The 23763-nt window shown below is 64.5% G+C and carries 24 protein-coding genes; 12 read left to right on the top strand and 12 right to left on the bottom strand.

Features of this window, described 5'->3' with window-relative positions; genetic code table 11:
- The first annotated feature begins 205 nt into the window (after positions 1 to 205).
- From IB262_RS02190 to IB262_RS02205, 4 genes are all read left to right on the top strand, one after another.
- Positions 206 to 1132 (top strand): peptidoglycan-binding domain-containing protein, encoded by a 927-nt coding sequence (locus tag IB262_RS02190; protein ID WP_034793270.1) that lies wholly within the window; start codon positions 206 to 208, stop codon positions 1130 to 1132.
- 171 nt (positions 1133 to 1303) lie between these two features.
- On the top strand, positions 1304 to 2284 hold the full coding sequence (locus IB262_RS02195; protein WP_034793273.1) for an ABC transporter substrate-binding protein: 981 nt from the start codon (positions 1304 to 1306) through the stop codon (positions 2282 to 2284).
- A 74-nt stretch (positions 2285 to 2358) separates the two neighbouring features.
- On the top strand, positions 2359 to 4065 hold the full coding sequence (locus tag IB262_RS02200; protein ID WP_246802576.1) for an iron ABC transporter permease: 1707 nt from the start codon (positions 2359 to 2361) through the stop codon (positions 4063 to 4065).
- Positions 4053 to 5093, top strand: a complete 1041-nt coding sequence (locus tag IB262_RS02205; RefSeq protein WP_192493374.1) for an ABC transporter ATP-binding protein — start codon at positions 4053 to 4055, stop codon at positions 5091 to 5093. Before IB262_RS02200 ends, IB262_RS02205 begins: the two co-directional genes overlap by 13 nt.
- Positions 5094 to 5105: 12 nt before the next feature.
- Here the strand turns inward: IB262_RS02205 and IB262_RS02210 are convergent, their stop codons facing one another.
- On the bottom strand, positions 5106 to 5402 hold the full coding sequence (locus tag IB262_RS02210; protein ID WP_063891143.1) for a hypothetical protein: 297 nt from the start codon (positions 5400 to 5402) through the stop codon (positions 5106 to 5108).
- Positions 5403 to 5553: 151 nt separating this feature from the next.
- Between IB262_RS02210 and IB262_RS02215 the strand changes: the two genes are divergently transcribed.
- The 4 genes from IB262_RS02215 (at position 5554) to IB262_RS02230 (ending at position 9511) form a co-directional block, all read left to right on the top strand.
- Positions 5554 to 6351, top strand: a complete 798-nt coding sequence (locus tag IB262_RS02215; protein WP_034793279.1) for an aminoglycoside phosphotransferase family protein — start codon at positions 5554 to 5556, stop codon at positions 6349 to 6351.
- A gap of 167 nt (positions 6352 to 6518) precedes the next feature.
- Positions 6519 to 7127 carry a glutathione S-transferase family protein gene (locus tag IB262_RS02220; RefSeq protein ID WP_089043578.1) on the top strand — a complete coding sequence of 203 codons (609 nt, stop codon included), beginning with the start codon at positions 6519 to 6521 and terminating at the stop codon, positions 7125 to 7127.
- 460 nt (positions 7128 to 7587) lie between these two features.
- A complete protein-coding gene (gene ftsZ, locus IB262_RS02225) occupies positions 7588 to 8628 on the top strand; it encodes a cell division protein FtsZ (protein WP_034793296.1) in 1041 nt (346 codons plus the stop codon).
- 82 nt (positions 8629 to 8710) lie between these two features.
- Positions 8711 to 9511 (top strand): nucleotidyltransferase domain-containing protein, encoded by an 801-nt coding sequence (locus IB262_RS02230; protein WP_348646882.1) that lies wholly within the window; start codon positions 8711 to 8713, stop codon positions 9509 to 9511.
- Positions 9512 to 9689: 178 nt separating this feature from the next.
- Here the strand turns inward: IB262_RS02230 and IB262_RS02235 are convergent, their stop codons facing one another.
- The 5 genes from IB262_RS02235 to IB262_RS02245 form a co-directional block, all read right to left on the bottom strand.
- Complete coding sequence (locus tag IB262_RS02235) at positions 9690 to 10082, bottom strand: hypothetical protein (protein ID WP_112977157.1); 393 nt, start codon at positions 10080 to 10082, stop codon at positions 9690 to 9692.
- Between the two features lie 482 nt (positions 10083 to 10564).
- Positions 10565 to 10687, bottom strand: coding sequence for a hypothetical protein (locus IB262_RS36410; RefSeq protein WP_255380501.1), 123 nt, complete (start codon positions 10685 to 10687; stop codon positions 10565 to 10567).
- A 417-nt stretch (positions 10688 to 11104) separates the two neighbouring features.
- Positions 11105 to 11236 carry a hypothetical protein gene (locus IB262_RS36415; protein ID WP_255380500.1) on the bottom strand — a complete coding sequence of 44 codons (132 nt, stop codon included), beginning with the start codon at positions 11234 to 11236 and terminating at the stop codon, positions 11105 to 11107.
- A gap of 239 nt (positions 11237 to 11475) precedes the next feature.
- Positions 11476 to 13773 (bottom strand): mechanosensitive ion channel family protein, encoded by a 2298-nt coding sequence (locus IB262_RS02240; protein ID WP_127889124.1) that lies wholly within the window; start codon positions 13771 to 13773, stop codon positions 11476 to 11478.
- A gap of 237 nt (positions 13774 to 14010) precedes the next feature.
- Positions 14011 to 14784 carry an SDR family oxidoreductase gene (locus IB262_RS02245; RefSeq protein ID WP_034793314.1) on the bottom strand — a complete coding sequence of 258 codons (774 nt, stop codon included), beginning with the start codon at positions 14782 to 14784 and terminating at the stop codon, positions 14011 to 14013.
- Positions 14785 to 15082: 298 nt separating this feature from the next.
- On the opposite strand from IB262_RS02245, the gene IB262_RS02250 reads away from it, so the two are divergent.
- Positions 15083 to 15985: a LysR family transcriptional regulator gene (locus IB262_RS02250; protein WP_112977155.1), complete on the top strand. Its 903-nt coding sequence runs from the start codon at positions 15083 to 15085 to the stop codon at positions 15983 to 15985.
- Between the two features lie 38 nt (positions 15986 to 16023).
- Here the strand turns inward: IB262_RS02250 and IB262_RS02255 are convergent, their stop codons facing one another.
- The 3 genes from IB262_RS02255 to IB262_RS02265 all read right to left on the bottom strand — a co-directional run bounded on the left by IB262_RS02255 (position 16024) and on the right by IB262_RS02265 (position 17621).
- Positions 16024 to 16440, bottom strand: a complete 417-nt coding sequence (locus IB262_RS02255) for a hypothetical protein (protein ID WP_246802558.1) — start codon at positions 16438 to 16440, stop codon at positions 16024 to 16026.
- Between the two features lie 246 nt (positions 16441 to 16686).
- Positions 16687 to 17184, bottom strand: a complete 498-nt coding sequence (locus tag IB262_RS02260; protein ID WP_060583416.1) for an N-acetyltransferase — start codon at positions 17182 to 17184, stop codon at positions 16687 to 16689.
- Positions 17185 to 17477: 293 nt separating this feature from the next.
- A complete protein-coding gene (locus tag IB262_RS02265) occupies positions 17478 to 17621 on the bottom strand; it encodes a hypothetical protein (RefSeq protein WP_034793319.1) in 144 nt (47 codons plus the stop codon).
- 249 nt (positions 17622 to 17870) lie between these two features.
- Here IB262_RS02265 and IB262_RS02270 point away from each other — a divergent pair, with 249 nt between their 5' ends.
- Positions 17871 to 19073, top strand: a complete 1203-nt coding sequence (locus tag IB262_RS02270; RefSeq protein ID WP_112977154.1) for a histidine kinase — start codon at positions 17871 to 17873, stop codon at positions 19071 to 19073.
- Between the two features lie 70 nt (positions 19074 to 19143).
- On the opposite strand, the gene IB262_RS02275 is transcribed toward IB262_RS02270, so the two are convergent.
- Positions 19144 to 19848, bottom strand: coding sequence for an SDR family oxidoreductase (locus IB262_RS02275; protein ID WP_034793321.1), 705 nt, complete (start codon positions 19846 to 19848; stop codon positions 19144 to 19146).
- 124 nt (positions 19849 to 19972) lie between these two features.
- On the opposite strand from IB262_RS02275, the gene gcvA reads away from it, so the two are divergent.
- A complete protein-coding gene (gene gcvA, locus IB262_RS02280) occupies positions 19973 to 20917 on the top strand; it encodes a transcriptional regulator GcvA (protein ID WP_112977153.1) in 945 nt (314 codons plus the stop codon).
- A 7-nt stretch (positions 20918 to 20924) separates the two neighbouring features.
- Here the strand turns inward: gcvA and IB262_RS02285 are convergent, their stop codons facing one another.
- Positions 20925 to 21458 carry a putative immunity protein gene (locus IB262_RS02285; RefSeq protein ID WP_112977152.1) on the bottom strand — a complete coding sequence of 178 codons (534 nt, stop codon included), beginning with the start codon at positions 21456 to 21458 and terminating at the stop codon, positions 20925 to 20927.
- Positions 21459 to 21615: 157 nt separating this feature from the next.
- On the opposite strand from IB262_RS02285, the gene IB262_RS02290 reads away from it, so the two are divergent.
- The gene (locus IB262_RS02290) at positions 21616 to 22773 is read left to right on the top strand and encodes a M20 aminoacylase family protein (protein WP_112977151.1); all 1158 of its coding nucleotides are present in this window, start codon (positions 21616 to 21618) and stop codon (positions 22771 to 22773) included.
- Positions 22774 to 22845: 72 nt separating this feature from the next.
- Here IB262_RS02290 and IB262_RS02295 read toward each other — a convergent pair whose 3' ends face one another.
- Positions 22846 to 23499: a glutathione S-transferase family protein gene (locus tag IB262_RS02295; RefSeq protein ID WP_060583307.1), complete on the bottom strand. Its 654-nt coding sequence runs from the start codon at positions 23497 to 23499 to the stop codon at positions 22846 to 22848.
- Between the last annotated feature and the right edge of the window lie 264 nt (positions 23500 to 23763).

Consider the following 23763-nt stretch of genomic DNA (forward strand, 5'->3'; position numbering starts at 1 on the left):
ACCATGACGAGCGAGCGACGGCCGGTGTGACATGGCCGCGAATTTTTTTTGAAAACTCCAGTGTGGATTGTTTTGTGCGGAGCCGGCGCATGCCGCGCCGCACTAACCCGTTTGGATGACTATGCCGCATTCGGCCGATATGTGAGTGTAGCCTGGGGGATCCTTTATTGCAGGTGGTGGTGCCGAGTGCTTCGGGAGGTACTCAATGGCAGACGAATTCAATGCCGCACTCGATATTCCGTATGTCTTCGAGATCACCATTAACGACTTTGCGGCGCTGTGGCGGAAGCTGGAGAGGCGAAGCTTTGCGCTGAAGGCGCTTTTGCCTAACTGGTATGGCCAACTCCAGGGAGAATTCGCAGCAAGCTTCGGCGCGCTCGATGCCTATGTCGGCCACGGCAGTGCGGTCATTCCCCGAAACGGCATGGAAAAGGCCGCTGTCGAGGCGGTAATCGCGACAATGCTGATGGGCCGACTCGGCATGGCCATTCGCGAGCTGGCCGTCGAGGCGGGCCAGGCCGCGACCCAAGAGGGCGCTCCCATCAAGGGCCGGCTTCACTATGGCAAGGACAACCGGATTATCGGTGTGGACAACGAGTATCTGCGCCGGGTGCTCGATCCGGCCGAGGACTATCAGGCCGCTGGCTGCGTCTTCGAGGTGCTCGGCTATTCGCCGAGCAGTCCCTTTTCCATGACGTCGAGGATCGCCTCGATGATGCTGCTCTTCAACCGTGGCATGGCGCCCTTGAGCGGCCGGCCGGTCGAGTACAACGTCATCCTGAAGACGATGCACGCCTTCATCGCTGCGGAGAACCTCGGCTATGTCATGACCTTCGAGCACCGCAACACCAATGACGACCTGTCGATCTTCACCACCAACGAATTCAACAAGCTGACCATCCAGTCGGCGGAGGGCGACCTTCGCCTCATTCAGAAATACCTGAAGGCCATCGGCTTCTATTTCGGCGATGTCGACAATGCGCTCGGACCGGAGTTCGAGGTCGCTGCCCGAAATTTCGCGCGCGTCTACAGGCTGGACCACTATGCGCACTACAGTGACCGCGAGTTCCTCTACACACTGGCCAATGCCTATGTGCTCCACCGCAGCCAGATGTCGACGGGCGCGCGCTAAAGCTCATCGCGTGAAGCTCTTGTTTTTATGCACGTCGTCGCCGCAAAACCGCTGCGCACATTTGCGCGACCTGCATCGGGACCCACAGATCGCGCGTCCCCCGGTTCTGTCATACCCCTGTAAAAGGGTGGCCCTATCCCTCGGCGCCAGTTGCAACACGAGGGTGTATCCATGAAATCGTTTGTCTCCGTCCTTGCCGGCGCTGTTGTCGCAGGCCTGCTTTCGACCGCGGCCTATGCCGAGAGCCTGGTGCTCTATACCAGCCAGCCGAACGAGGATGCGCAGGCGACGGTCGACGCGTTCCAGGCCGCCAATCCCGGCATCGAGGTGGAATGGGTACGCGAGGGCACGACCAAGATCATGGCCAAGCTGATGGCAGAGATCGAGGCCGGCAATCCGGTGGCCGACGTGCTGCTCATCGCCGACACCGTGACCATGCAGCGGCTGAAGGAAGCAGGCCATCTCGCCGACTACAAGTCGCCGGAAGCGGCAAGCTACGACGCGGCACTCTATGATGCGGACGGCGCCTATTACTCCACCAAGATGATCACGACCGGCATCGTCTATAACACCTCCGCCGCCATGAAGCCTGAAGGCTGGCAGGATCTCAGCAAGCCGGAGGCCAAGGGCCTCGTCACCATGCCGAGCCCGCTGACCTCGGGTGCGGCTCTCATTCACGCTCAGACCCTGACCGGCATTGATGGCCTCGGCTGGGACTATTACAAGGCGCTCGCCGAGAACGGTGCTACGGCTGCCGGCGGCAATGGCGGCGTCTTGAAGGCGGTTGCGACCGGCGAGAAGGCCTATGGCATGCTCGTCGATTTCATGGCGATCCGCGAGAAGGCCAAGGGCGCGCCGGTGGAATTCGTCTTCCCGGCCGAGGGCGTGTCTGCCGTGACCGAGCCCGTCGGCATCCTGAAGACCGCCAAGAACGTCGAGGCGGCGAAGAAGTTCGTCGACTTCCTGCTGTCCGAGGAAGGCCAGAAGGCGGCGGTGAAGATGGGCTATATCCCGGCCCGCAACGGCGTGGCGCTGCCTGCGGGCTATCCGGCCCGCGAGACGATCAAGGTGCTGCCGGTCAATGCGGCCGAGGCCGTGAAGAACTCCGACGCGGATCTCAAAACCTTCTCCGGCATCTTCGGCACGAACTGATCCCGGGAATGCTTGAACGCAACGATGCGCGCAGCCGGCCCCGCTGGCTGCGCCTTTCCTTTCACGGCCGGACGATGGGCGCGCCCAAGGTGCGGGCAGGGGCGAGCCCCGCCGCCGAGCCGCGCTGGCTGGTGCCCTTCGTTCTCGCCTGCCTGTTTCTCCTCTGCCTGCTGCCGCTCTTCAGCCTGGCGAAGGCCGGCTTTGCCGGGCTTATTTCGGGCCGGTCGATTGGCGTGCTCACGGAACCTGCAACCTTTGCCGCCCTCCGCAACACGCTGATAACCGCGACCGGCGGCATGGTCGTCTCCGTTGTCATCGGCGCGCTCTTCGCCTTCTCGGTGGCGCTGACGGATGTGCGCGGCAAGCTTGCGCTCAGCTTTGCCTTCATGCTGCCGATGATGATCCCGCCGCAGGTGACGGCGCTTGCCTGGGTGGAGATGACCGGGCCGGCGAGCCCGCTGTTAAAGACGCTCGGGATCGCGCCGCCGCTCGGCAGCCCGCAGCCGCTCTATTCGCTGGCAGGCATTTCGCTGCTTCTCGGCGTCCAGCATGCGCCGCTGGTTTTCCTGGCGCTGAAAGCCGGGCTTTCCGCCGCCCCGCGCGACGGGGTGGAGGCGGCACGGCTTGCCGGGGCCACGCCATTCCGTGTCTTTCGCGACATCATCGCGCCGCTGTCGCTGCCGGGACTGATTGCCGGTGCGGCGATCGCCTTCGTCTCCGGCGTCGGCAATTTTGGCATTCCGGCGATCCTCGGCATTCCCGCAGGCATCGAGGTGCTGCCGACCCTGATCTATACGCGGCTCGCCAGCTTCGGCGCCGGCACCTTCGGCGAGATCGCGCTGCTCTCCAGCCTCATCGCCATGATCGCGGCTGCCGGGCTGATCCTGCAGCAGAAGGCGCTTGTCGGCAGGGATTACCGCATCATCGGCCTTTCCGGGGCGAATGCCGCCTTTTCGCTCGGCCGCTTCCGCCCGGTCGTCGAGCTGGTCCTCGTGGCGATCCTGCTTCTCGTGCTGGTCGCACCGCTCGCCGCTCTTGTCGCGAGCTCGCTGGTGCCGGCCTATGGCGTGCCGCTTAACCTTCAGACGGTGTCGCTGCGCGCTTACGAAGAAATTCTCTTCCGCCAGTCGATGACGCTGAAGGCGCTTGGCAATTCGATGTTCCTTGCAGCAACGGCCGCATTCGGCCTGCTCGCCGTCTCGGTGCCATCAGCCTATCTCATGACGCGACGCAAAGGGTGGCTTGCCAATACGCTCGGCATCCTCATCGAGATCCCCTATGCGCTGCCGGGCATCGTGTTGGCCGTCGCCTTCATCCTTACCTTTGCCGCACCTCTGCCGATCCTCAAGGTCTCGCTCTATGGCACCATCTGGATCATCCTGGTTGCCTACTTCTCCTCGTTCCTCGCCGTCAGCCTCAAGCCGGTGATGAGTGCTTTCCTGCAGATGGACCCATCGCTGGAAGAGGCGGCGCGTCTCGCCGGTGCTGGCTTCTTCAGGCGGATGTCCGACGTGATCCTGCCCTTGGTAGCGCCGGCCGCGGGTGCGGCGATCATCCTCGTCTTCCTGATTGCCGCCAATGAGCTGACGGTCTCGGCGCTGCTCTGGTCGGCCGGTACCCAGACACTCGGCGTCGCCATCTTCAATCTCGACGACAGCGGCTCGTCGGACCTGGCTGCAGCCCTTTCCGTGCTCGTGGTCGTCATGATCGTCGTGCTGATGGCCGCGCTCGAGGCTCTCGCAAACTATCTCCCGGAAGGCGTGCTGCCGTGGCGCAACTGATCCTCAATCACGTCACCAAGCATTTCGGCGGCGGCCGGCCGGCGGTTTCCGATGTGTCGCTGACCGTGCGGGAAGGCGGCTTCCTGGCGCTGCTCGGGCCTTCCGGCTGCGGCAAGACGACGGTGCTGCGCATGATCGCCGGCTTTGAGCAGCCCAGCGATGGATCGATCGATTTTGGCGAAAGACGGCTTTCGGATGCTGCACGGGCGCTGCTGCCGGAGCGACGCAACATGGCGATGGTGTTCCAGTCCTATGCGCTCTGGCCGCATATGACGGTGGCCGAAAATGTCGGCTATCCGCTGAAGGTCCGCGGCATTTCAGGCTCGGCGTGGCAAAGGAGCGTCGCCGATGCTCTGGCGTTGGTAAAGCTCACCGACTATGCCGACCGCCGGCCGGCAGCCCTTTCCGGCGGCCAGCGCCAGCGCGTGGCGCTCGCCCGCTGCCTGGTGACCTCACCGGATGTCGTGCTGCTCGACGAGCCGCTCGCCAATCTCGACCAGCACTTACGCAAGTCGATGGAGGAGACCTTCCGCATCTTCCACGAGCGCTCGGGCGCGACGATGATCTATGTGACGCACGACCAGGCGGAAGCCATGGCGCTCGCAACCGATGTCGCCGTCATGTCCGAGGGGCGGCTGATGCAGATGGCGCCGCCGGCCGAGATCTACGCAAGACCCGAAGGCGCGGTCGTCGGCGGCCTGATCGGCCGCGGCTCGGTGCTCAAGCTCGCCGTGCCGGAGGGCATGCCGCGGGCGATGGATTGGCCAACGCTGCGGTCAGCGCTTGCCGGCGTCGGCATGGAAGGCGCAGGCGATGGCGCCGTGCGCGACGTCCTCGTGCGCCCGGAACATGTGCGCCACGACGGCGAGGGCATGGCGCTCCGCGTCGTCTCCTGCGTGTTCGAAGGCGAGCGTTTTGCCCTGACCTTGGCTTTGCCGGACGGTCAGTCATTGAAGGCCTATGGCGACAGGGCGATCATGCCGGGAGACACGGCGCGCTTCGTGATGAGCCAGGGGTGGCGGCTCTAGGCCGGGTTGGCGTCAGTCGCAATCGGGTTTGTCGAGTTCGACCTCGAACTGGCGCGGGCCGACAACGCCAGGCTTTGCCGGCAGACCGACGATCCTTGCGATCACCGTGCATTTGCCGGCGACGACGGCATAACGGTCGCGGCCCTGGCTGATGACCTTGTCGATCGGGTGTTTGGGAACGGCGACGGCGACCGCGTTAATGACCGCGTTCAGTTCGCGGGCACGCTGAAAATTCGGCGCAAGGGCGGCATTGGCCTGACCAGTGGCAAGGACGAGGACGAGGCAGGCGACGGCGGATCGGGCGAACATGGCAAGCTCCTGTTTGGAAGAGGCAAGCATGATCGCCCGGCAGATTCAAGGACAGCGATCGGCCGGGCCGTCGATGGGAACGGTTCGTTGACAGGGGGTGATCCGAAGACGATCCTCGGCCAGCTTCGCCTCCAGCCTCTCGAACGGTCCGATGACATCCGAAACGCCGATACAGGAAACGCCGCTTGCGGGCGGGAACGTCAATGCTGGCGTCGTACGCGTGGGCGATACGGTGCGCCGCGCCACGCGCCCTGAGAGCGCGACCGTTCACCGGCTGCTCCTCCGTCTCGAGGCAAAGGGCTTTGCGGGATCGCCGCGGTTCCTGGGTCTCGACGGCCAGGGACGAGAGATGCTGAGCTTTGTTGAAGGCGATGCCGGTGTCTCTTCCGACATCTGGCTTTGCGAGGATGCGCTGATTGCCGCAGGGCGGCTGCTTCGCGCCTATCATGATGCGACGGCCGAATTCGACTTCGGCGCGGCGGATCGCTGGGCCTTTAGATATCCGGATCGGCGTCGATGGGAGGTCATTTGCCACAATGATTTTGCGCCGTACAATCTCGTTTTTCGGGCCGGCGAACCGGTGGGGATCATCGACTTCGATCTCGCCGGTCCCGGGCCGCGGCTGCGCGACCTTGCCTATCTCGCCTATTGGACCGTGCCGCTTTCCTTCCATTCCGATGACTTGAAGGCCGCGGCGCTGGCGGATCTCGATGATGGCAGCCGGCGGCTGAAACGGCTGTGCGCGACCTACGGTCTTGCCTCGGACGATGCGTTGCTTGGGATGGTCGCCGATGTGCTCGGGCATATGGGCGACGAGGCGGCGATGCTGGCAATGATCGGCGCGGCCGCGACCGAGCGGCTGAAACGGGACGGGCATCTCGATCACTGGCGGCGAGAGCGGGACGCCTTCGAGCGCTATAGGACGCTATTGTCTCGAAACCTTGTCTGACGACCGGCGAAGCGGCGGGGTGAGCCGATAGCGTTCGCGAAAAAGAATCTTTGCCTACTGAAATAAACCATTGAGTTAAATGAAACTGGTTGTTATAAGCAACCGGTGTTCCGCTTTTATGCGGTTGAGGAGGAACGGGGCGGTCGCCTCATCGACAGGAGGATAAGATGAAGCTTTATCAGGGCATGGGACCGAATTCGTATCGCGTGCGCATCTTCATGGCGGAGAAGGGGATCTCGCTGCCGATGGTGGATGTCGATTTCGCCAAGGGCGAGCACAAGGCGCCGGAATTCCTGGCGGTCAATTCGCTCGGTCAGATCCCGGTGCTGGAACTCGACGACGGCACTGTTATCACCGAGAGCGTCGCGATCTGCCGCTATCTCGAAGAGACCACGCGCGAGCCGCAGCTCTTCGGCCATGACGCCGTCAGCCGCGCCAAGGTGGAGATGTGGAACCGGCGCGCCGAACTGGTGATCCTCGGCACCGTCGGCAATGTGGCGCTGCATTCGGACGCGTTCTTTGCCGAGCGGCTGACGCAGTTTCCGGCTTTTGCCGAGACCGAGCGGGCGGCCGTGCCGAAGAAATGGGGCTGGCTCGACGATGAGCTCTCGGATGGAAGGCCGTTCCTGGCAGGCGACGAATTCTCGATCGCCGACATCACCGCAGGGGTCACCGCCTGGCTCTGCGAGGTCTTCGGCATGGAAATCCCGGCTTCCGCAAAAAACGTCCAGCGCTGGCTGGAGCGGGTGCGTTCGCGGCCGAGTTTTGAGGCTTAAGGGATAGCCTGTGGCAGGGGCGGTTTCGCGCTGTCTTAGGGTGGCGAGATCGGCCCCTCATCCGGCCTGCCGGCCACCTTCTCCCCGTTGTCGCGGGGAGAAGGAGGGACGTGGCGGCCGCTCGTTCCTTCGGCCAATGTGGCAGCCGCGTTGCCCGTCGGCAGGTCTCGACCTGGGAGCCGGCCGTCATCCGCGTTCCCTCTCCCCGCAGGCGGGGGGAGGGTCAGGGTGAGGGGCTGGCATGCGCTATAGCATTGATTATTTTGTAGATTTCCCCATTCTGCAGACGAAACCCAACGACCGGATTCTCGCCTCTGCGCCCCCGCTAAAATTCATATGTGGATAGGCGCGTCGCCCTTTTTGCTTGCCTTCTCCATGGCTTTTTTCAATTCCTAAAATACAAGCTGCCCGATTCGCCGCTGCCGGGCGCCTGCAAGGCGCTGGCTCTAGGAGACAAGCCATGACCGATTTCAAGAAGCCCACGATCACCGAAATGCGCCCGAAGATCACCGTGATCGGGGTCGGCGGCGGTGGCGGCAACGCCATCAACAACATGATCAACGAAGGGCTTCAGGGCGTCGATTTCGTGGTCGCCAACACCGACGCGCAGGCGCTCGCCATGTCGAAGTCGTCGCGCATCATCCAGCTCGGCGCCGCCGTGACCGAAGGCCTCGGCGCGGGCTCGCTGCCGGATGTCGGCCGGGCGGCGGCGGAAGAATCGATCGACGAGATCATGGATCACCTCGGCGGCACGCATATGTGCTTCGTCACCGCCGGCATGGGCGGCGGTACCGGCACGGGCGCGGCCCCAGTAATTGCGGCGGCGGCACGCAAGGCCGGCATCCTTACGGTCGGCGTCGTCACCAAGCCCTTCAGCTTCGAAGGCAAGCGCCGCATGGAAACGGCCGAGCAGGGCATCGAGCGGCTGCGCGAGGCGGCCGATACCGTCATTGTCATCCCCAACCAGAACCTCTTCCGCATCGCTGACGCCAAGACCACCTTTGCCGATGCCTTCGTGATCGCCGACCGGGTGCTCTATTCGGGCGTTGGCTGCATCACCGACCTGATCGTCAAGGAAGGCCTGATCAACCTCGACTTCGCCGACGTGAAATCTGTCATGAAGGGCATGGGCCGGGCGATGATGGGCACCGGCGAGGCGACCGGCGAGGGCCGCGCGCTGAAGGCGGCCGAAGCTGCGATCGCCAACCCGCTGCTCGACGAAGTGTCGATGCGCGGCGCCCGCGGCGTGCTGATCTCGATCTCCGGCGGCATGGACATGACGCTGTTCGAGGTGGACGAAGCCGCGACCCGCATCCGCGAAGAGGTCTATGACGAAGCCGACATCGTCGTCGGTTCGATCTTCGACCGTACGCTCGACGGTACCTTCCGCGTGTCCGTCGTTGCGACCGGCCTCGACGGCGCGCGCTCATCCGCCAACCCGGCCGGTGCCGCCGTCGGCCAGCCGGCGGCAGAACCTGCACCGACCCGCACGCTGCAATAGCATACGCATCCATCGCCTGCTTCAAGGACCCTCCCGATGTGATGACGCCATATCGGGAGGGTCCTTGCGTTTGGAGGCTCGAATGAGCGACGAGGGTGTGCCCGCCGATGAGGCGGCAAAGCACGCGCCAGCGGCACCAGGCCGTGCGGCGAGAGCGGTGATGGCGGCTGAGGCGGTGCTCGCGGAACGCTTTCCGCAGGCGATCTTTGCGATCGTCGCGGGCTCGATCCTGCGCGGCGAGGGTACGCAGACCTCGGATATCGACCTGGTGGTGCTGCACGAGGCCCTGCCGGCCGCCTGGCGGGGAAGCTTCCATTTCGACGATTTTCCGATCGAGGCCTTCGTGCACGACTTCGAGACGCTCAACTGGTTTGTCGACCAGGATATGGCGGGCGGTTGCCCGGTGCTTGCGGACATGGTGGCGGGCGGCGTTGCTATCGGGCCTGAGCGGGCGCGTGCCGAAGCGCTTCAGGCCGGGGCGCAACAGCGCCTGGAACGAGGGCCGGCGCCGCTGACGCCTGAGATACGCGACCGACTACGCTACCAGATCACCGATCTGGTGGATGATCTGCGCGATGCACGCCCGGCCGCCGAGATCCGCGCCATTGCCGCCGAACTGACGAAGCCGCTCGCCGATCTGATGCTGCTTGGCCGCGGGCGATGGTCTGGGCGCGGCAAATGGCTGCCGCGGTTGCTCGTCCGGGCGGACGCGTCGCTTGCCGAAAGCTTCGACACGGCATTGCGCTACGCGGGCGCAGGACAGGCAGCAGAGCTGATCCGGCTTGCCGAGCTGGAACTGGCGCCGCATGGCGGGCCGTTGTTTGCCGGCGACCGTCGGACGGCGCCGCCGGATGCCCGGCGTCCTGGTCTTCTCGCGCAGTGAATGCGCCGGCTTGTGGGATGGCCGCCTCCGATGCCTTGGGCGCGGGTGGGGACATGATCTGTTTGCGAGAAACCGCCGGGACGCTTCAACACGAGCGCCGGCGCCCGCATGGCTGACGGCCGCCAAGTTCTGGGTGAGCCAACAGCTACGGCGAGTGCAGAGGCGAGGCCTTTGGCCTTCACTTGCTGCGCGGAGGGCGTGGCTCCCGGCGCTCAGCCTCCTCGACCACGGAGAATGGAAGCTCCTCGTACATCGAGCGGTTGAATTCGGCGAAGGTCAGCCTGCCATCGATGAACACTTTGAAGTAGCGCCGGCAGACGTCCTCCGCCATTTCTTTCCGGCTGGAATAGGGCGTTCCCTCAAGCGCATTGTCCTTTAGGTCGGGCAGGTACTCCGATACGCATGCCTCTACATATTGCCGCTGCGCGCGCGGGCGCTTGCGCAACGCGGAGATCGTCCACTCATATTTGGAATAGCTCATATATTGCTCGGTTCGCGGCGCGAACAGGACGATGGCGATTGCGCACAGCAGAGCGACAAACATGCCGCCGGCGACGAGACGAAAGTCCATTTATTCAATCGTATAAATTGTTGCTCATGCCTATGTAAGACAACTTTAACGGTTAGCAAGAGGCGCGCTTACGCGTCGAGTGGTTTCACGAAATGTTCCTCCCCCATTTGGGGGAGGAGGCTACGGGAAAACCACTTTCGTGCTTGGACCGTTCTCCGATCGTTCGGTGTCTATTAGAGGTTGCGAAATTGGGCGCTCCCAATTGCGCCCTCGGCCGGAGCGGGGACGGGCGGGCAGGGCACGATCGGTGGCGGGGCTATGTCGCTGCGCCTGCGGGGCAGCTGCCAGAGACGTCTGGGATGGAAACGGTAACGGTCGGCGGGCCACGACCGATGTCCTTCGCGCCAACTGGACAAAGGCAATCCCTGTGGTGGCGCTTCGAGCGCGAGTGCCGTCTTCAGCCAGAGATGGGGAGAATGGAGAGGTGTCGCGCCGGGCCGGAGCATCGTTCTGCTACCGGCAGCGCGATCAGGGGGAGGTTCTTAAAGGGCGGCCAGCTGTTCGGCTGTTGCAACGATCTGCGTGTTGCCGAGCGAATGATCGGCATATTTGAACACCAGGATGCTCATGACTGAGGCGACAAGGGCTACCAGGATGATGCGCATGGCGTTGCTCCGACTTCCTTCTTGCCTGGCCGTGATCCTTCGTTGCGCCGGGCGGTGATCGATCCGGAAGCCCTGTGCTTTCCGGTCAAAGGCCTTCCGGCCTTTTGTTGAACCTGTTCTAGCAAATGGGCGGGGCCGACTATTGTTCCCGTGGGGACAGCGGGAAATCGGGGAGGCATGCAGCTTTTCGGTGTGCTCCAGCCCGTCCTGGGCCGGAGATTTCCCCGGGGAGCTACACGCCGTGTTGAAGCGGTTGCGCGAGAACGACGGATCGGAGTTGCGGCCGGCCACCGAGAAGTTCAACGGGCGGCTGAAGGGGCGAAGCCGCGTGAATTCGGACGCGTGAGGAGTGCTTTCGCATCCCCTCGGGCTTCTGGACCTTCGATGTCGATTTGAAGAGATGGCCGCCGAACGGCCCTACAGGCCGAGGATCCAGAAGACGACGCCGAACAGCACGATGAATGCGCCGACGGCCAGCAGGAAGCGGGCCATGCCGGTGTTGGTGTCCTTCGTGCCGACGAGACAGTACCAGAGGTGATCGTTATCCATTCCTGACGCTCCATCGAAAGGCGCTGCTGCCGCGCCCGCGCGACCCACCATACACGCAAAGGTCGTCGCGGCGCGTGGAATGATTGCGTGTCTTCGCCGCCGGACCGAGATCGGTGGAGGACGCGTGCCGTTGGCGGACACGGCATGTCGCAGCTCGGTTGCTCAAGGACAGGGTGGGGCAGGTTGCGTCTCGCGGCAGCTACGGCATGTCCATGCCGCTGTCGCCATCGACTGCCTGCTTATCCCTCCGCCTCCGCCGTTTCGGCCGCTGCCGGCTTTTTCGCCAGCGCCAGGTTGGCGGCGGCCGCTTCCGCCTCGGCTGCACCGGCAGCGCCGGAGCGCACGGTGACGGCGTTGGAGGCGAGGTCGAGGCCGGCTTCGCGCAGCGCCGGCAGCAGGCGCTTCATCGACTCGCGCTGCAGGATACTGGGGTTGCCGGGGCGGGCGGTGAACTTGAGGCGCACGACGAGCGAGTTTTCGGTGACGTCCTGGATGCCTTGCATCTTCAAGGGCACCAGGAATTCGCCGCCGATCTCGGGATCCTCCAGCATGGCAAGGCCGACCTTCTTGATGGTCTTGCGGATTTTCTCGGGGTCGGCATCGCGCTCGAATTTCAACTCGAACTTCACCGTGCTCCAGTCGCGGCTGAAATTGGTGACCGCCTGAAGCTGGCCATAGGGGATCGTGTGGATCTGGCCGTTCTGGTGGCGCAGCCGGAGCGAGCGCAGCGAGATGCGCTCGACCGTGCCCTTGAGCTTGCCGGTATCGACATATTCGCCGACGCGGAAGGCATCGTCGGCGATGAAGAAGATGCCGGAGACGACGTCCTTCACCAGCGTCTGCGAGCCGAAGGAAAGGGCGAGACCCAGCACGCCGAAGCCGGCGATCAGCGGCGCAATATTGATGCCGAGTGCGGAAAGGATGACGAGGCTGGTGACGGCGAAGATACCGCCGAAGATGAGGTTGCGGACGAGCGGCAGGATGGTCGAAATCCGGCTTTGCTGGTGGACCACCGTATCGTCCTCGCTGTCGCCGGGCAAAGCGAGGCGGGCGGTGGGCGCGAAGGCCTCGAAGCTCTTCCAGAGGAAACTGCAGATCACCCAGCTCGCGACCACCGCAAGGCTGATGCGCTCGAGGATGACGATCCAGCCGATGGCGCCGGCCGTATCATGCTGGACGAGCACCGGGCGCCAGAGCGTGATGATCAGATGCAGGCCGATCAGCCAGATGGCGCCGGCAAGCGCCGTCTGGACGCTGCCCGAAATCGCCGCGTGCAGCGCGTGGGAGGCCGGCGTGCGCCGGCGCTCGGCGGCAGCCCCCGCCAGCGAATGGATGCCGAAGGCAAGGATCGGAAGCGCGAGCAGGATGATCTGTGTCGTGCCGCCGGCAAAGCTCCAGGCGGCGCTGTTCGGGCTGCCGGCAACGATGACGCTCATCAGCCAGAGCACGATGGCGCTTGCCGCATAGAATTCGGGCACGCCGAAGGCGATGGCGCGGCGCACCGGGCCTGGGTTTTCACCGGCAAACACCGTGCGGATATCGCCGGCGCCGGCGATGAACCAATAGAGTTTCAACAGCGTCAACAGGGTCACGCCGATCAACAGCCAGCCATCGGTTGCAGCGTTCTCCAGTCCGCGCTGGTGGGCAAAGCGCAGGCTGGCGCCGAGGATGGCGCCGATCGCCCCATAGGCGGTCAGCATGTTGGCGTGGAAGCGCGGGTGGGCGATATCGAGCAGGCGGATCTCGGGCCGCGTCGGCGCAAACAGGAAGCGGGCGCCGACCGCATAGACCACGGAGGCGAGGGCGATGGTGATGAGGGCGTGGGCGAGTTCGGCAGACGCAGTGGCCGGCGTCAGGAACAGGCGGGCAACGGCATGAGCGGCCACGGCGAAGATCGCCAGATAGGCGATGTCGAAGCCAAGCCGGATCAGCGAGGCGCGCATGCGGTGGAGCAGATCGACCACTTCGAACGAGGCGCCGAACAGCCGGTGGATGAGGAGCCGGCTGGCAAAGGCGGCGGCAAGGCCGGCTGCGACGGCGAGCAGGGCCACGGCTGTTACCGAAACCACCGACCAGCCCTCGGCGCGGATGCCTGCCGCAACGTCAGCCATCACCCCGGCGATGCCGGACATACCGGCAACGCCCATCTGCAAGCCATTGACAAAACGAGCGGAAAGCGTGTCGAGCGTGTCCGGCTGATCGGGCGAGGACGTTGGTTCAGGCGTCGTGGTTGCGGGTGCAGCCTGATGCGTGGCCGCGCCCCCCGACGCGGGCGCCGGTGCCGCGACGCCAGCGCCAGCGGGCGTCGGCGTTTCGCCCGAGGCCTGCGCCGCAGCGTCGCGCCACTCGACGGTCACCGACCCGCCGGCCTTGGCGGCGGCGCGCAAGATCTCCTCGATCTCGGCAGCACTCTGGCCGGGTGTGAGGATCACGGTGACCGGCGGAGGGGTCGTCTCGGCGAGTGCGGGCAGGGCGAGGGTCAGGACGAGAACGAGGCCCGCCAGCAGATGGCGGCAGAGGAGGTGGAAACGCAGCATGAAATTCATCCATCAAAATCGGTTGTCCGCCCGGCGGCCTTGCCCATCACATTACATAACGTTCTAAAATTCCAATCGAATTTTGTGGGGCGGGATGGGGACCGGGCCGCGCCAGGGCGCCGCTCACCAAGGGTTGCCCTGCGCCGAAGCTGCCCCCTCACTGTCCTGCCGGACATCTCTCCCCGCCAAGCGGGGAGAGAGACGCTGGGCGGACGCTCCGGTGCCAGGTCCTCCGGCCTACTTCGTCGTGTAGCCGCCATTCACCAGGATCGTCTGGCCGGTCATCCACCAGCCGTCGGAGACGAGGAAGCGGATGTAGGGGACGATGTCCTCGATGTCGGTGAGGCCGGTCCTGGAGAAGGCCGAAAGGGCCGATGCGGTTTTGTGATAGGCGACGGCGTCGGCGCCTTCGGCCGGGTAGAAGAAGGGCGTATCCATCGGGCCGGGTCCAATCGCGGTCACGGAGATGCCGCGCGCGCCGAACTCCTTGGCTGCTGCCCGGGTGAAGTGCTCCACCGGCGCCTTGGTGCCGGCATAGGCCGCATAGAAGGGCGTGAAGGCGCCGAGCAGCGAGGTGACCAGCGTGCAGACCTTGCCGTTGTCGCTGACGTGCCTGCCGGCCTCGCGCAGGAAGAAGAATGCGGACTTCGAATTAACCGCGCTCATCTCGTCGTATTCGGCCTCGGTGATCTCGACGAAGGGCTTTTTCAGCACCTTGCCGACGGTGTTGACGGCGATGTCGATGCTGCCGAGCGCCGCCTTGGCGTCGGCAAAGAGCTTTTCGACATTGGCGGCGCTGGTGAGATCGCCGGAGAAGGCGTGGGCCGCGGCACCGGTCGCCTTGATCGCCGCCACGGTTTCATCGGCTGCCGCCTTCGTTGCCGCGCTGTTGTAATGGATCGCGACGCCACGGGCGCCGTGTGCGGCAAGATCGCGTGCGAGCAGGCCGCCGAGGTTCTTCGCGCCGCCGGCGATGAGGGCGGTTTTGCCGTTGATGCTGTGGTCTGCCATGGGTTTCTCCTGTTGTGCGCCTGATGGCGGATGCTTTCGTTCGGCGGGCGGGGCTACGCATTTGCCCGAGATCGCCCCGCTCTCCAGTACGGGCCGCCTGTGCGACCGCCGCTCGTTGCGGACGTCGTGTCTCTTGCTTCATAGGGTGCGGGCCTTATCGCCGCCGACGTGAGCGGTCGGTGATGCGACCGGCATCGCGACCAGGAGAATATCGTCGGCGCTGCTGGCATAAAGTCCCCGAACGTGACATGACTTGTCAGGAATTACGAACAATGGGAGTGAGGCGTCGCGCGCCGGCATGGACAGGATCGAGCTTTTCCGCATCTTCACCCGTGTCGTCGAAAGCGCGAGTTTTACACGCGCGGCCGACACGCTGGGCCTGCCGCGCTCCTCGGTTTCGGCGGCGGTGCAGACGCTCGAAACCCGGCTCGGCACGCGACTTCTCCATCGTACCACGCGCAAGGTTGCGCCGACGCAGGATGGGGCAGCCTTCTACGAGCGCTGCCTGCGGCTGATTTCCGATATGGACGAGGCGGAGAACCTGTTTCGCCGCGACACCTCCGGCCCGACCGGACGACTGCGGGTCGACCTGCCGAGCCGCATCGGCCGGCTGATCGTGGCGCCGGCGCTGCCGGAGTTCCTGGCGCGGTACCCCGGCATCGACATCGATCTCGGCATGACCGACCGGGCGGTGCACCTGATCGAGGAAAGCGTCGACTGCGCGCTGCGTGTCGGACCGCGCGAGGATTCGAGCCTGATTGCCCGGCCGTTCGGCACGCTGCGTCTGATCAATGTCGCAAGCCCCGACTATCTCGAGCGCCACGGCACGCCGGAGACGCCCGACGATCTCAGCGCCCACGTCGCGGTCAACTACGCTTCACCCTCGAGCGGCCGGGTGGAGGACTGGGAATGGATGGAGAACGGCGAGGCGCGCACGGTTTCGGTTGCCGGCCGGGTCAGCGTCAACAGCGCCGAAGGCAGCATCGCCTGCTGCCTCGCCGGCCTCGGCCTCATCCAGATCCCGGCCTATGACGTGATCGATCACATCCGAGAGGGCCGGCTGGTCGAGGTGATGCCGCATCACGTCGCCGCGCCGATGCCGATGGCTTTGCTCTACCCGCACCGCCAGCATCTGTCGCGCAGGCTCAAGGTGTTTGCCGACTGGCTGGAGGGGCTGATGCGGGCGGTGATTGCGGCGTGAGGCGGCGATGCGGTTTGGGCTCGCTTTGTTGGCGCGCTCTAGCTGATCGTCTGATGACACCGCCGGCCGTTCCACGGCAGGAACTCGGATCCGCCGGCATTCCACTTGCCGTCGAATTCGGAGAAATCCGGCGTGAAGGTGACGATCAACTGGCCGTAGCCGTATTTGTCGCGCCACATGAAGCTTCGGGTGAGATCGCTGCCGTCGCCATCGTCGCCGGTTTCGGCGAGTTCACCGTCGACGGACTGGCCCTGATCGGAGAACACGTATTTGCCGACGACCGTGCCATCGGCAGCGGTTTCGAAATGCGTCTCGGCGTCCGAGAGCACGCCGGCGGAGGAAAGCTGGCCGCAATAGGTGCCCGAGGGCGCGGTGCTCGTCTCGCCTGCCATCGCCGCAGAGGCGGATGCGGCCGCAAGCAGCAGCGCGGCGGTGAAGGAAAGGCTTGCAGTCAACGCGGCACCTTTGGCGTTTCGGGATGTCGCGGTCTCTCGTGATCGCCTGGCAGCAGCGAGTCGCGACGGTTGTCGCCATGGACAGTCATTCGGGATGCAAAATCAAGATGCTCATGCGTCCAGCGCCGGAGCGGTGCTGACGCTGGCGTCGCCGAACAGGCGTCCCTTCTCGGCGACGAGGAAGCAGGCGAGTATCGGAGCGCGATGTGCGTCCACATCGCGCTCCGAGGCATGTCGTCAGGTCAATCAGCTTGCATCAAAGCCCGCGTGGAAGCTGACGCGCCCTGACGGTACCGGACCTTCGAACGCCTTTGCCATGAAGTATTCGGCCGGAACGCCTTCAAGGTGCAGGGCGGCGTGATTCTCGAAGCCGAAGCGTTTGTAGTAGTCGGGCTCGCCGAGAACGACGCAGCCCTTGGCGCCGGTCTTTGCAAGGCGCGCAAGGCCTTCGCGGATCAGCCTGCCGCCGGTGCCGCTCTTCTGGTGGTCGGGCCTGACGGAGACGGGGCCGAGACCGAACCAGCCCTTGTCCTTCCCGTCGATCGTGACCGGGGAGAAGGCGACGTGACCGATGATTTCGCCCTGGTCGAGGGCGACCAGCGAGATCGTCAAGGCGCCGGCGTTGCGCAGCGCGTCGATGATTTCGGCCTCCGTCTGGCTGCTATAGGCCATCGGCGCAAAAGCGGCCTTGGTGATCTGCCGGATGGTTGCGATGTCAGTCGCTCGTTCGGATCGTATGTCGATGGTGGTCATTGTCAAAAACCTGTTCTTGAAACCCTTCAGTCGCGCGCTGTCGACCGCGAACGACGGGTATCGTTCGCCGGTGGCGCGGTTTCGCGTCTCGACCGATCGAGACGCTCAGTGGGTGAGAACAAGCTCCAGCATCGACAATTCCTCTGCTCAGTTCAGGCGAGCAGGTTCGGTATAGGGCCAGGCCTTTGCCATGGTCAACAGGCGGCTCTGGTAGCGCAACGCGTTCACGCGGCGGCCGGTTGAGGTCCGTTCCCGCTTCGTCGTTCGCGCCTGTTGCCTGCGTCCTAGTTTTCCTGAACCGAAACGCCGTCCTGGCCGATCTTGATCTCGACGCCCGGCTTGGTCTCTTCCTGGTAGACATAGATGCCGAGGCCGACGACGGCGACGGCAAGCAGGGCGATGACGAGATAGAGGCCGTTTCGGTTCATGCGGAACTCCTTTTTCGCGGTTTCGTCAGGGAAATAGGAGCTTCTCAAGGAAAGACAACGGGATAGCGACGAACATGCGCACGGAGGGTGGCCCGGCGAAGCGACTGAGGGGGCCGACTTGACCACTATGCTGGCGTCTGTGTGGCCGCGCAGGGGAACCTCAGCGCGCCCGCAGCGCCTTCTATTCCTGTGGCGTACAAAGGTTGATTTGCCTGCATTGGTTGATTTTCGCTAATTGAGGCAAATAGATTGAACGACGCGAATGACCGAATGCGGATGGTGGCCGGAATAATGGTGCTTGGAAGTTTCTACCGAAAAACCTTCGACATGGACCATTCGGACACGAGCGCCGCGGCGTTCTTCTCACGCGTGATCAAGCTCGTGCTCTCCTTTTGGGCGGCCGAGTTCTTCATGACCGGCGGGCTCTGGGTGGTGCTGGGCGTCAATCCGGTCGACTACGCACCGATCAAGCTCGTGGTGTCGCTGGTTTGCGTGCTGATCACGCTGATGATTTCGCACATCGTGGCGATGATGCGCGCGCGGAACATCGCGGCCCAGGTTTTCGTGTCGGCCGTCCTGTCCATTCTGGCGTCGACGGTTGCGACCACCATCGACTATCACCTGTTCACCTATGTGAAGCCCGCGGTCGGTGTCGACTATACGATCGAGAACTTCTGCTACACGCTGTTTTACGGCGTCTCGCTGTTCTTCGGCTGGTCCTGCTTCTTCATCGCCTACATGTACAATCTGAAGGTCCGGGCGCAGGAGCGCCGGCTGGCGATCTCGCGCGAAGAGGCGCTGACCGCGAAGATGCAGGCGCTCTACTACCAGATCAATCCGCACTTCCTGTTCAACACGCTGAACTCGATCGTCGGCCTGATCGAGGAGGGCTCCTCCTCTCAGGCGAGCCGCGTGGTGCTTTCGCTGTCGTCGTTTCTGCGAAAGACGCTGGAGATGGATCCTCTGCGGGATCTGGCGCTTTCGGAGGAACTGGCGCTGCAATCGGAATATCTGGCGATCGAGAAAGAGCGGTTCTCCGACCGCATCAGCGTCACGCTCGACATTCCGCAGGAGCTGAGAACGGCGCTGGTGCCGAGCCTGATCCTGCAGCCGCTCGTCGAGAATGCCGTGAAGCATGGGCTCGGGCACTCGTCCGGCGATCTGAAGATCACGATCAGCGCGTCGCAGGAGGAAGACCGGCTGCAGCTTTCGGTCGACAACGTGTCCGATGCCGGCGAAGTCCTGCCGATGGTCAATCGATCCGGGCTCGGTGTGGGGCTTGCGAATGTCGAAGAGCGTGTCAAGGCGCGCTTCCCCGAGGGCGGTTCGCTCATCGCCGGACCGGTCTCCCCGGCCCATTTCCGCGTGACCCTGACCATGCCGTTGAGGGCACCCGCCGCCGATCGGCTTGCCGATGCTGCCATCAACGCCGCGCCGGCCGTGACGGCCTGAACGGGGTGCGACAATGGCTGGCGCGCGCCCCTGGGAGGCGCGCGACGGGAGTAACAGGGGTGGCTCGCGTTCAGACCGAACGCGTCAGGCCGCCATCCACCTTCAGGTTCTGGCCGGTGATGTAGGCGGCACCATCAGAGGCGAGGAAGGCGACGGTGGCGGCGATCTCGGCGCTGGTGCCGTAGCGCTTCATCGGCACGGCATCGCGGCGCTCTTCGGTCGCCGGCAGGCTGTCGATCCAGCCGGGCAAAACGTTGTTCATGCGCACATTGTCGGCCGCATAGGTGTCGGCGAAGATCTTGGTGTAGGAGGCAAGACCGGCGCGGAAGACGGCGGAGGTCGGGAACATCGGCGAGGGCTCGAAGGCCCAGGCGGTGGAGATGTTGATGATCGCGCCCGCCTTCTGCTTCTGCATGATCGGCGTGACGAGGCGGACCGGGCGGATGACGTTCATCAGGTAGACGTCGAGGCCGGTGTGCCACTGCTCGTCGGTGATTTCGAGGATCTGGGCGCGCGGGCCATGGCCGGCGCTGTTGACCAGCACGTCGATCCGGCCCCATTTTTCCATGGCCGCATCGACAAGACGCTTCAGGTCGTCGTTCGACTGGTTGGAGCCGGTGATACCGATGCCGCCGAGCTCGGCGGCGAGCGCCTCGCCCTTGCCGGAGGAGGAGAGGATCGCAACCTTGTAGCCGTCGGCTGCCAGACGCCTGGCGCTCTCGGCACCCATGCCTGAGCCGCCGGCGGTGATTACGGCCACTTTTTCTACTGCCATTTTACCAATCTCCTCATCCATATTCGTGGAATGCCGCTTTCGCGGGTGCTGCCATTGAAATACCATCTCCTCCATGCGACGACGAAGCAATTTCGCTTTCATATGGCAGTAGAAAAACTATCCGATGAGTGATGCACCGGGAAAGCTCCCTTCGCTGAATGGGGTGAAAGTGTTCGAGGTGGCCGCGCGCCACCTGAACTTTCGCCTCGCAGCCGAGGAACTGGGCGTGACGCAAGGGGCCGTCGCCCAGCAGATCCGCGGGCTCGAGGCCGAGCTTGGGGTCAAGCTCTTCGAGCGGTTGCCGCGCGCGCTGGCGCTGACCGGCGAGGGGCGCGCCTATATCGCCGATGTCAGGCGGGCGCTGGAGATCATCGCGCGGGCGACCGACGGGCTGAAGCCCCAGCCGGTGCGGCTGACGATCAGCACCACGCCGTCCTTCGCGTCGCGCTGGCTGATCCCGCGCCTGCCGGATTTCACCGCGCGGCATCCGGATCTCGACCTACATATTCTGGCGACCGACCGCATGTCGAGCTTCCAGGCCGATGGCGTTGATCTCGCCGTGCGCTACGGGCGGCCACCCTTCGGGCCGGGGCTTGCGGTGGAACTGCTGTTCGAGCAGGAGATCGTCGCGGTCTGCAGCCCGATGCTGCTTGCCGGGCGGCCGGCGCCGAAAACCGCCGAGGAACTGGCCGGCTACACGCTGCTGCACGACGCCCATAATTTCTGGCCGGAGTTCATCGAGCGGCATTTCGGCGGCAGCCGGCAGGCCTCGTTCAAGGGCATCAGCTTCAACCAGACCTCGCACGCGATCGAGGCGGCGACGGCAGGCCAGGGGATCGTTCTTGCCAACCGCGATTTCGTCGCGCGCGATCTCGCCGAAGGGCGGCTCATCCGGCTGTTCGAGCGCTCGATGACCGGCCCCTCGGATTTCTATCTGGTCTGGCCGCGCTACCGAAAGTCGCTCAGCCTTCAAACTGTGATCGCCTGGCTCAGTGACGAGGCGAAAAAGGAGCGGGGAGGCCCGACGGATCGGGATCCTGCAAATGGGTGGCGGAGCGAGGGTTCCTGATCCGCGATCAGCGACGCAGCGCCGTGTCGAGCCGGTAGAGCAGGGCGTGAAAGGCGCCTTTGCTGGGCTTTCGTCCCGGCAGCCTGCCGACGATGCGATGGATCTCCGGCGACGCGGCGGCGATCAGTTGCCGAAGTTCGGCTTCGATGGTGGCGGCCTCGTCCGCCGCCCTGATCGAGAGCGCCTGGATGGCGTAGGCAGCCGGGCCGAGCACATGGTTGATCTGGTGCGGCGTTTCGATCGGATGGGTATAGGGCGCACCGGCCGCAGCAATGGCCGCGCGGGCGGCAGCCTTGGCAGCGGGATCGTCAACCGCGCGCGTCGCCGCCTGGGCGCTCCAGGCGGCTTTGCGCAAGACGGCCGTGCGCGGACCGCCCTCGGCAAAGGCGACAGCCGCGGCGATCGCCTCGCGCGGCCGGGTATCGCCCGGCACCGCCGCCTCGAAGACCGGCAGGGCGCGGGCGGCGCAGAGGATCGCCCAGCGGGTGATGTGGCGCAGGTCGTCTTCGGTCAGGAGCGGTGGTGGGGCTTCGTCGGTCATGGGGTGCTCATGGTGAACAGGCCGAATGCATATCATGCGGTCGCCACGTGACAAGCCGACCGGTTGTATAGAGGGCGCAGGTTGCATCCCTTCACAAACGCCATATCTTTCACCGCCGAGCCATTTGCAGCCGCAAGCTCAGGAAAAGGGAGGCTCCATGCCGGCCGTCTGTTCCGATTATGGCGATGTCGTTGCCTGGCGGCGTGACATTCATGCCCATCCGGAGTTGCAGTTCGACGTCCACAGGACGGCGGAGTTCGTGCGTTCCAAACTCGCCGCGTTCGGATGCGACGAGGTCGTGACCGGCATCGCTCGGACGGGCGTCGTGGGCCTTATCCACGGCCAGAAGCGGTCAAGCGGCAGGGTGATTGGCCTGCGGGCGGATATGGATGCCTTGCCAATCGAGGAGGCGACAGGGGCCGCCTGGTCGTCAAGGACAACGGGCGTCATGCACGCCTGCGGTCATGACGGCCACACGGCGATGTTGCTGGGGGCCGCGCGGGAATTGGCCGAGGCGCGAGCATTTGACGGCACGGCCGTGGTCGTCTTTCAGCCGGCCGAAGAGGGCGGCGGCGGTGGCAAGGCCATGGTCGACGATGGCCTTATGGAGCGTTTCGGAATCAACGAGATCTATGCCATGCACACGGAGCCCGGTTTGCCGATCGGGCAGTTTGCCACCGCTTGTGGACCTCTGGCCGCTTCGGCCGATGGCTTCAGGATCAGGGTCGACGGCAAGGGCGCGCATGGTGCTTCCCCGCACGTCAGCGTCGATCCGCTGGTGGTCGGCGCCAATATACTTCTGGCCTTGCAGACGATCGTTTCCCGCAACGTCCATCCGCGTCAGTGCGCCGTGGTCACGGTCGGCTGGATGGCAGGAGGCAAGGCCGGCAACGTCATCCCCCAATCGGCCGAGATGGGCGGGACGGCCCGGACCTACGATCCCGGCACGAGAGATCTGATAGAGGCGCGCGTTACCTCCATCGCGCAACGGATTGCCGAGGCCTACGGAGCCAGCGCCACGGTCACCTACAAACGCATGTTTCCGCCGACGGTGAACCATGGAAGAGAGACCGCCTTTGCCGTCAGCGTGGCGCGATCCCTGGTCGGAGACGCGCACGTCAACGACGCTCTCGAGCCGCTGATGGGCTCGGAGGACTTTGCCTTCATGCTCGAAGCGCGCCCCGGCAACATCATGCTGATCGGTAATGGCGACAGCGCGTCGGTGCATGACGCGCGGTTCGATTTCAATGACGATGCCATTCCTTTCGGCGTGGCCTATTTCAGGGCCATCGTGGAGGGCAGAATGCCGCTCTGAGCGGTCGCGGCCGGATGTGGGCCGGTTGGAGATTGTCTTGACGTCGCAGCTATGAGCCCCGGTTTCCTGGCCTCAACGCTCCCAGCCCTCGGTAAACGGAAAGCGCTCCGCCCAGAGCGTCGCAAGCCGCGGGTCGGTATCGACACGGCGGACGATGTCGGCAAGGGTCGGGGCGACCTCGTAGAAGCGGCGGCGGCCGGGTGACCAGCGCGAGGCGGTGGCGACGTAGAGGTCGAGGACCGACAGTTCATCGCCGAGAAGATATTTGCCCGGTTGCAGTTCCGCGCCCATTCGCTGCCAGCAATGGGCGACGCGGTCGAACACGCGGGCCTTGACGGTCGCGTGGTCCTCCTCCCGTTCGGCGATGCGGGAGGGATCGTCGGCAATCCAGTAGAGCGCGTAGATGGCGGCGGATACGAAGGTCATCCATCGGAGAAACGCCGGTCGTCTTGCGTCGGTCACCGCCGGTGCCAGCCGGGCCTCGGGATAGGCATCGGCGAGCCAGATCAGGATCGCGGCACTTTCGGTCATCAGTTCGCCGGTCGGGAGTGCGAGGGCCGGAACCTGGCGCAGGGGATTGATGCGCGCCAGCCTGTCCGCCTCCTGCTTTCCTTCCCAGGGGGTGTGTTCCTCGACGCGGTAGGGCACGCCGATGAGGCTCAAAACGGCCTCGATCGGAACCGATCCTGAGCCTGAGGCTCCGTAGACGACAAACGGCTCGGCCAACTGCTCTTCTCCTCCTGGTCGTGCCGCGACGAATCCGGCCGAAGCCTGGTCGCCCTGCGTCGAGACTGGGGGCGGGACGGGTATTCCGCGTTGCAGTCGCATAGATCCCCGCTTTCGCGATACAATCAAGGCCCTGAGGTGCAATTGGACGTTTCGCCGCAAATCCCGGTTGCAGCGGGCAGGCGGGCCGTTTCCGCTTTCCGCGGCAAGGGGCTCCGGTTCCATCTGCCGGAGCGACGGTTCGTCCGCATGCCGACCTTTTGA

It is taken from the genome of Ensifer sp. ENS02 (assembly GCF_014851885.1).
In the GTDB taxonomy this organism is placed as follows: domain Bacteria; phylum Pseudomonadota; class Alphaproteobacteria; order Rhizobiales; family Rhizobiaceae; genus Ensifer; species Ensifer adhaerens.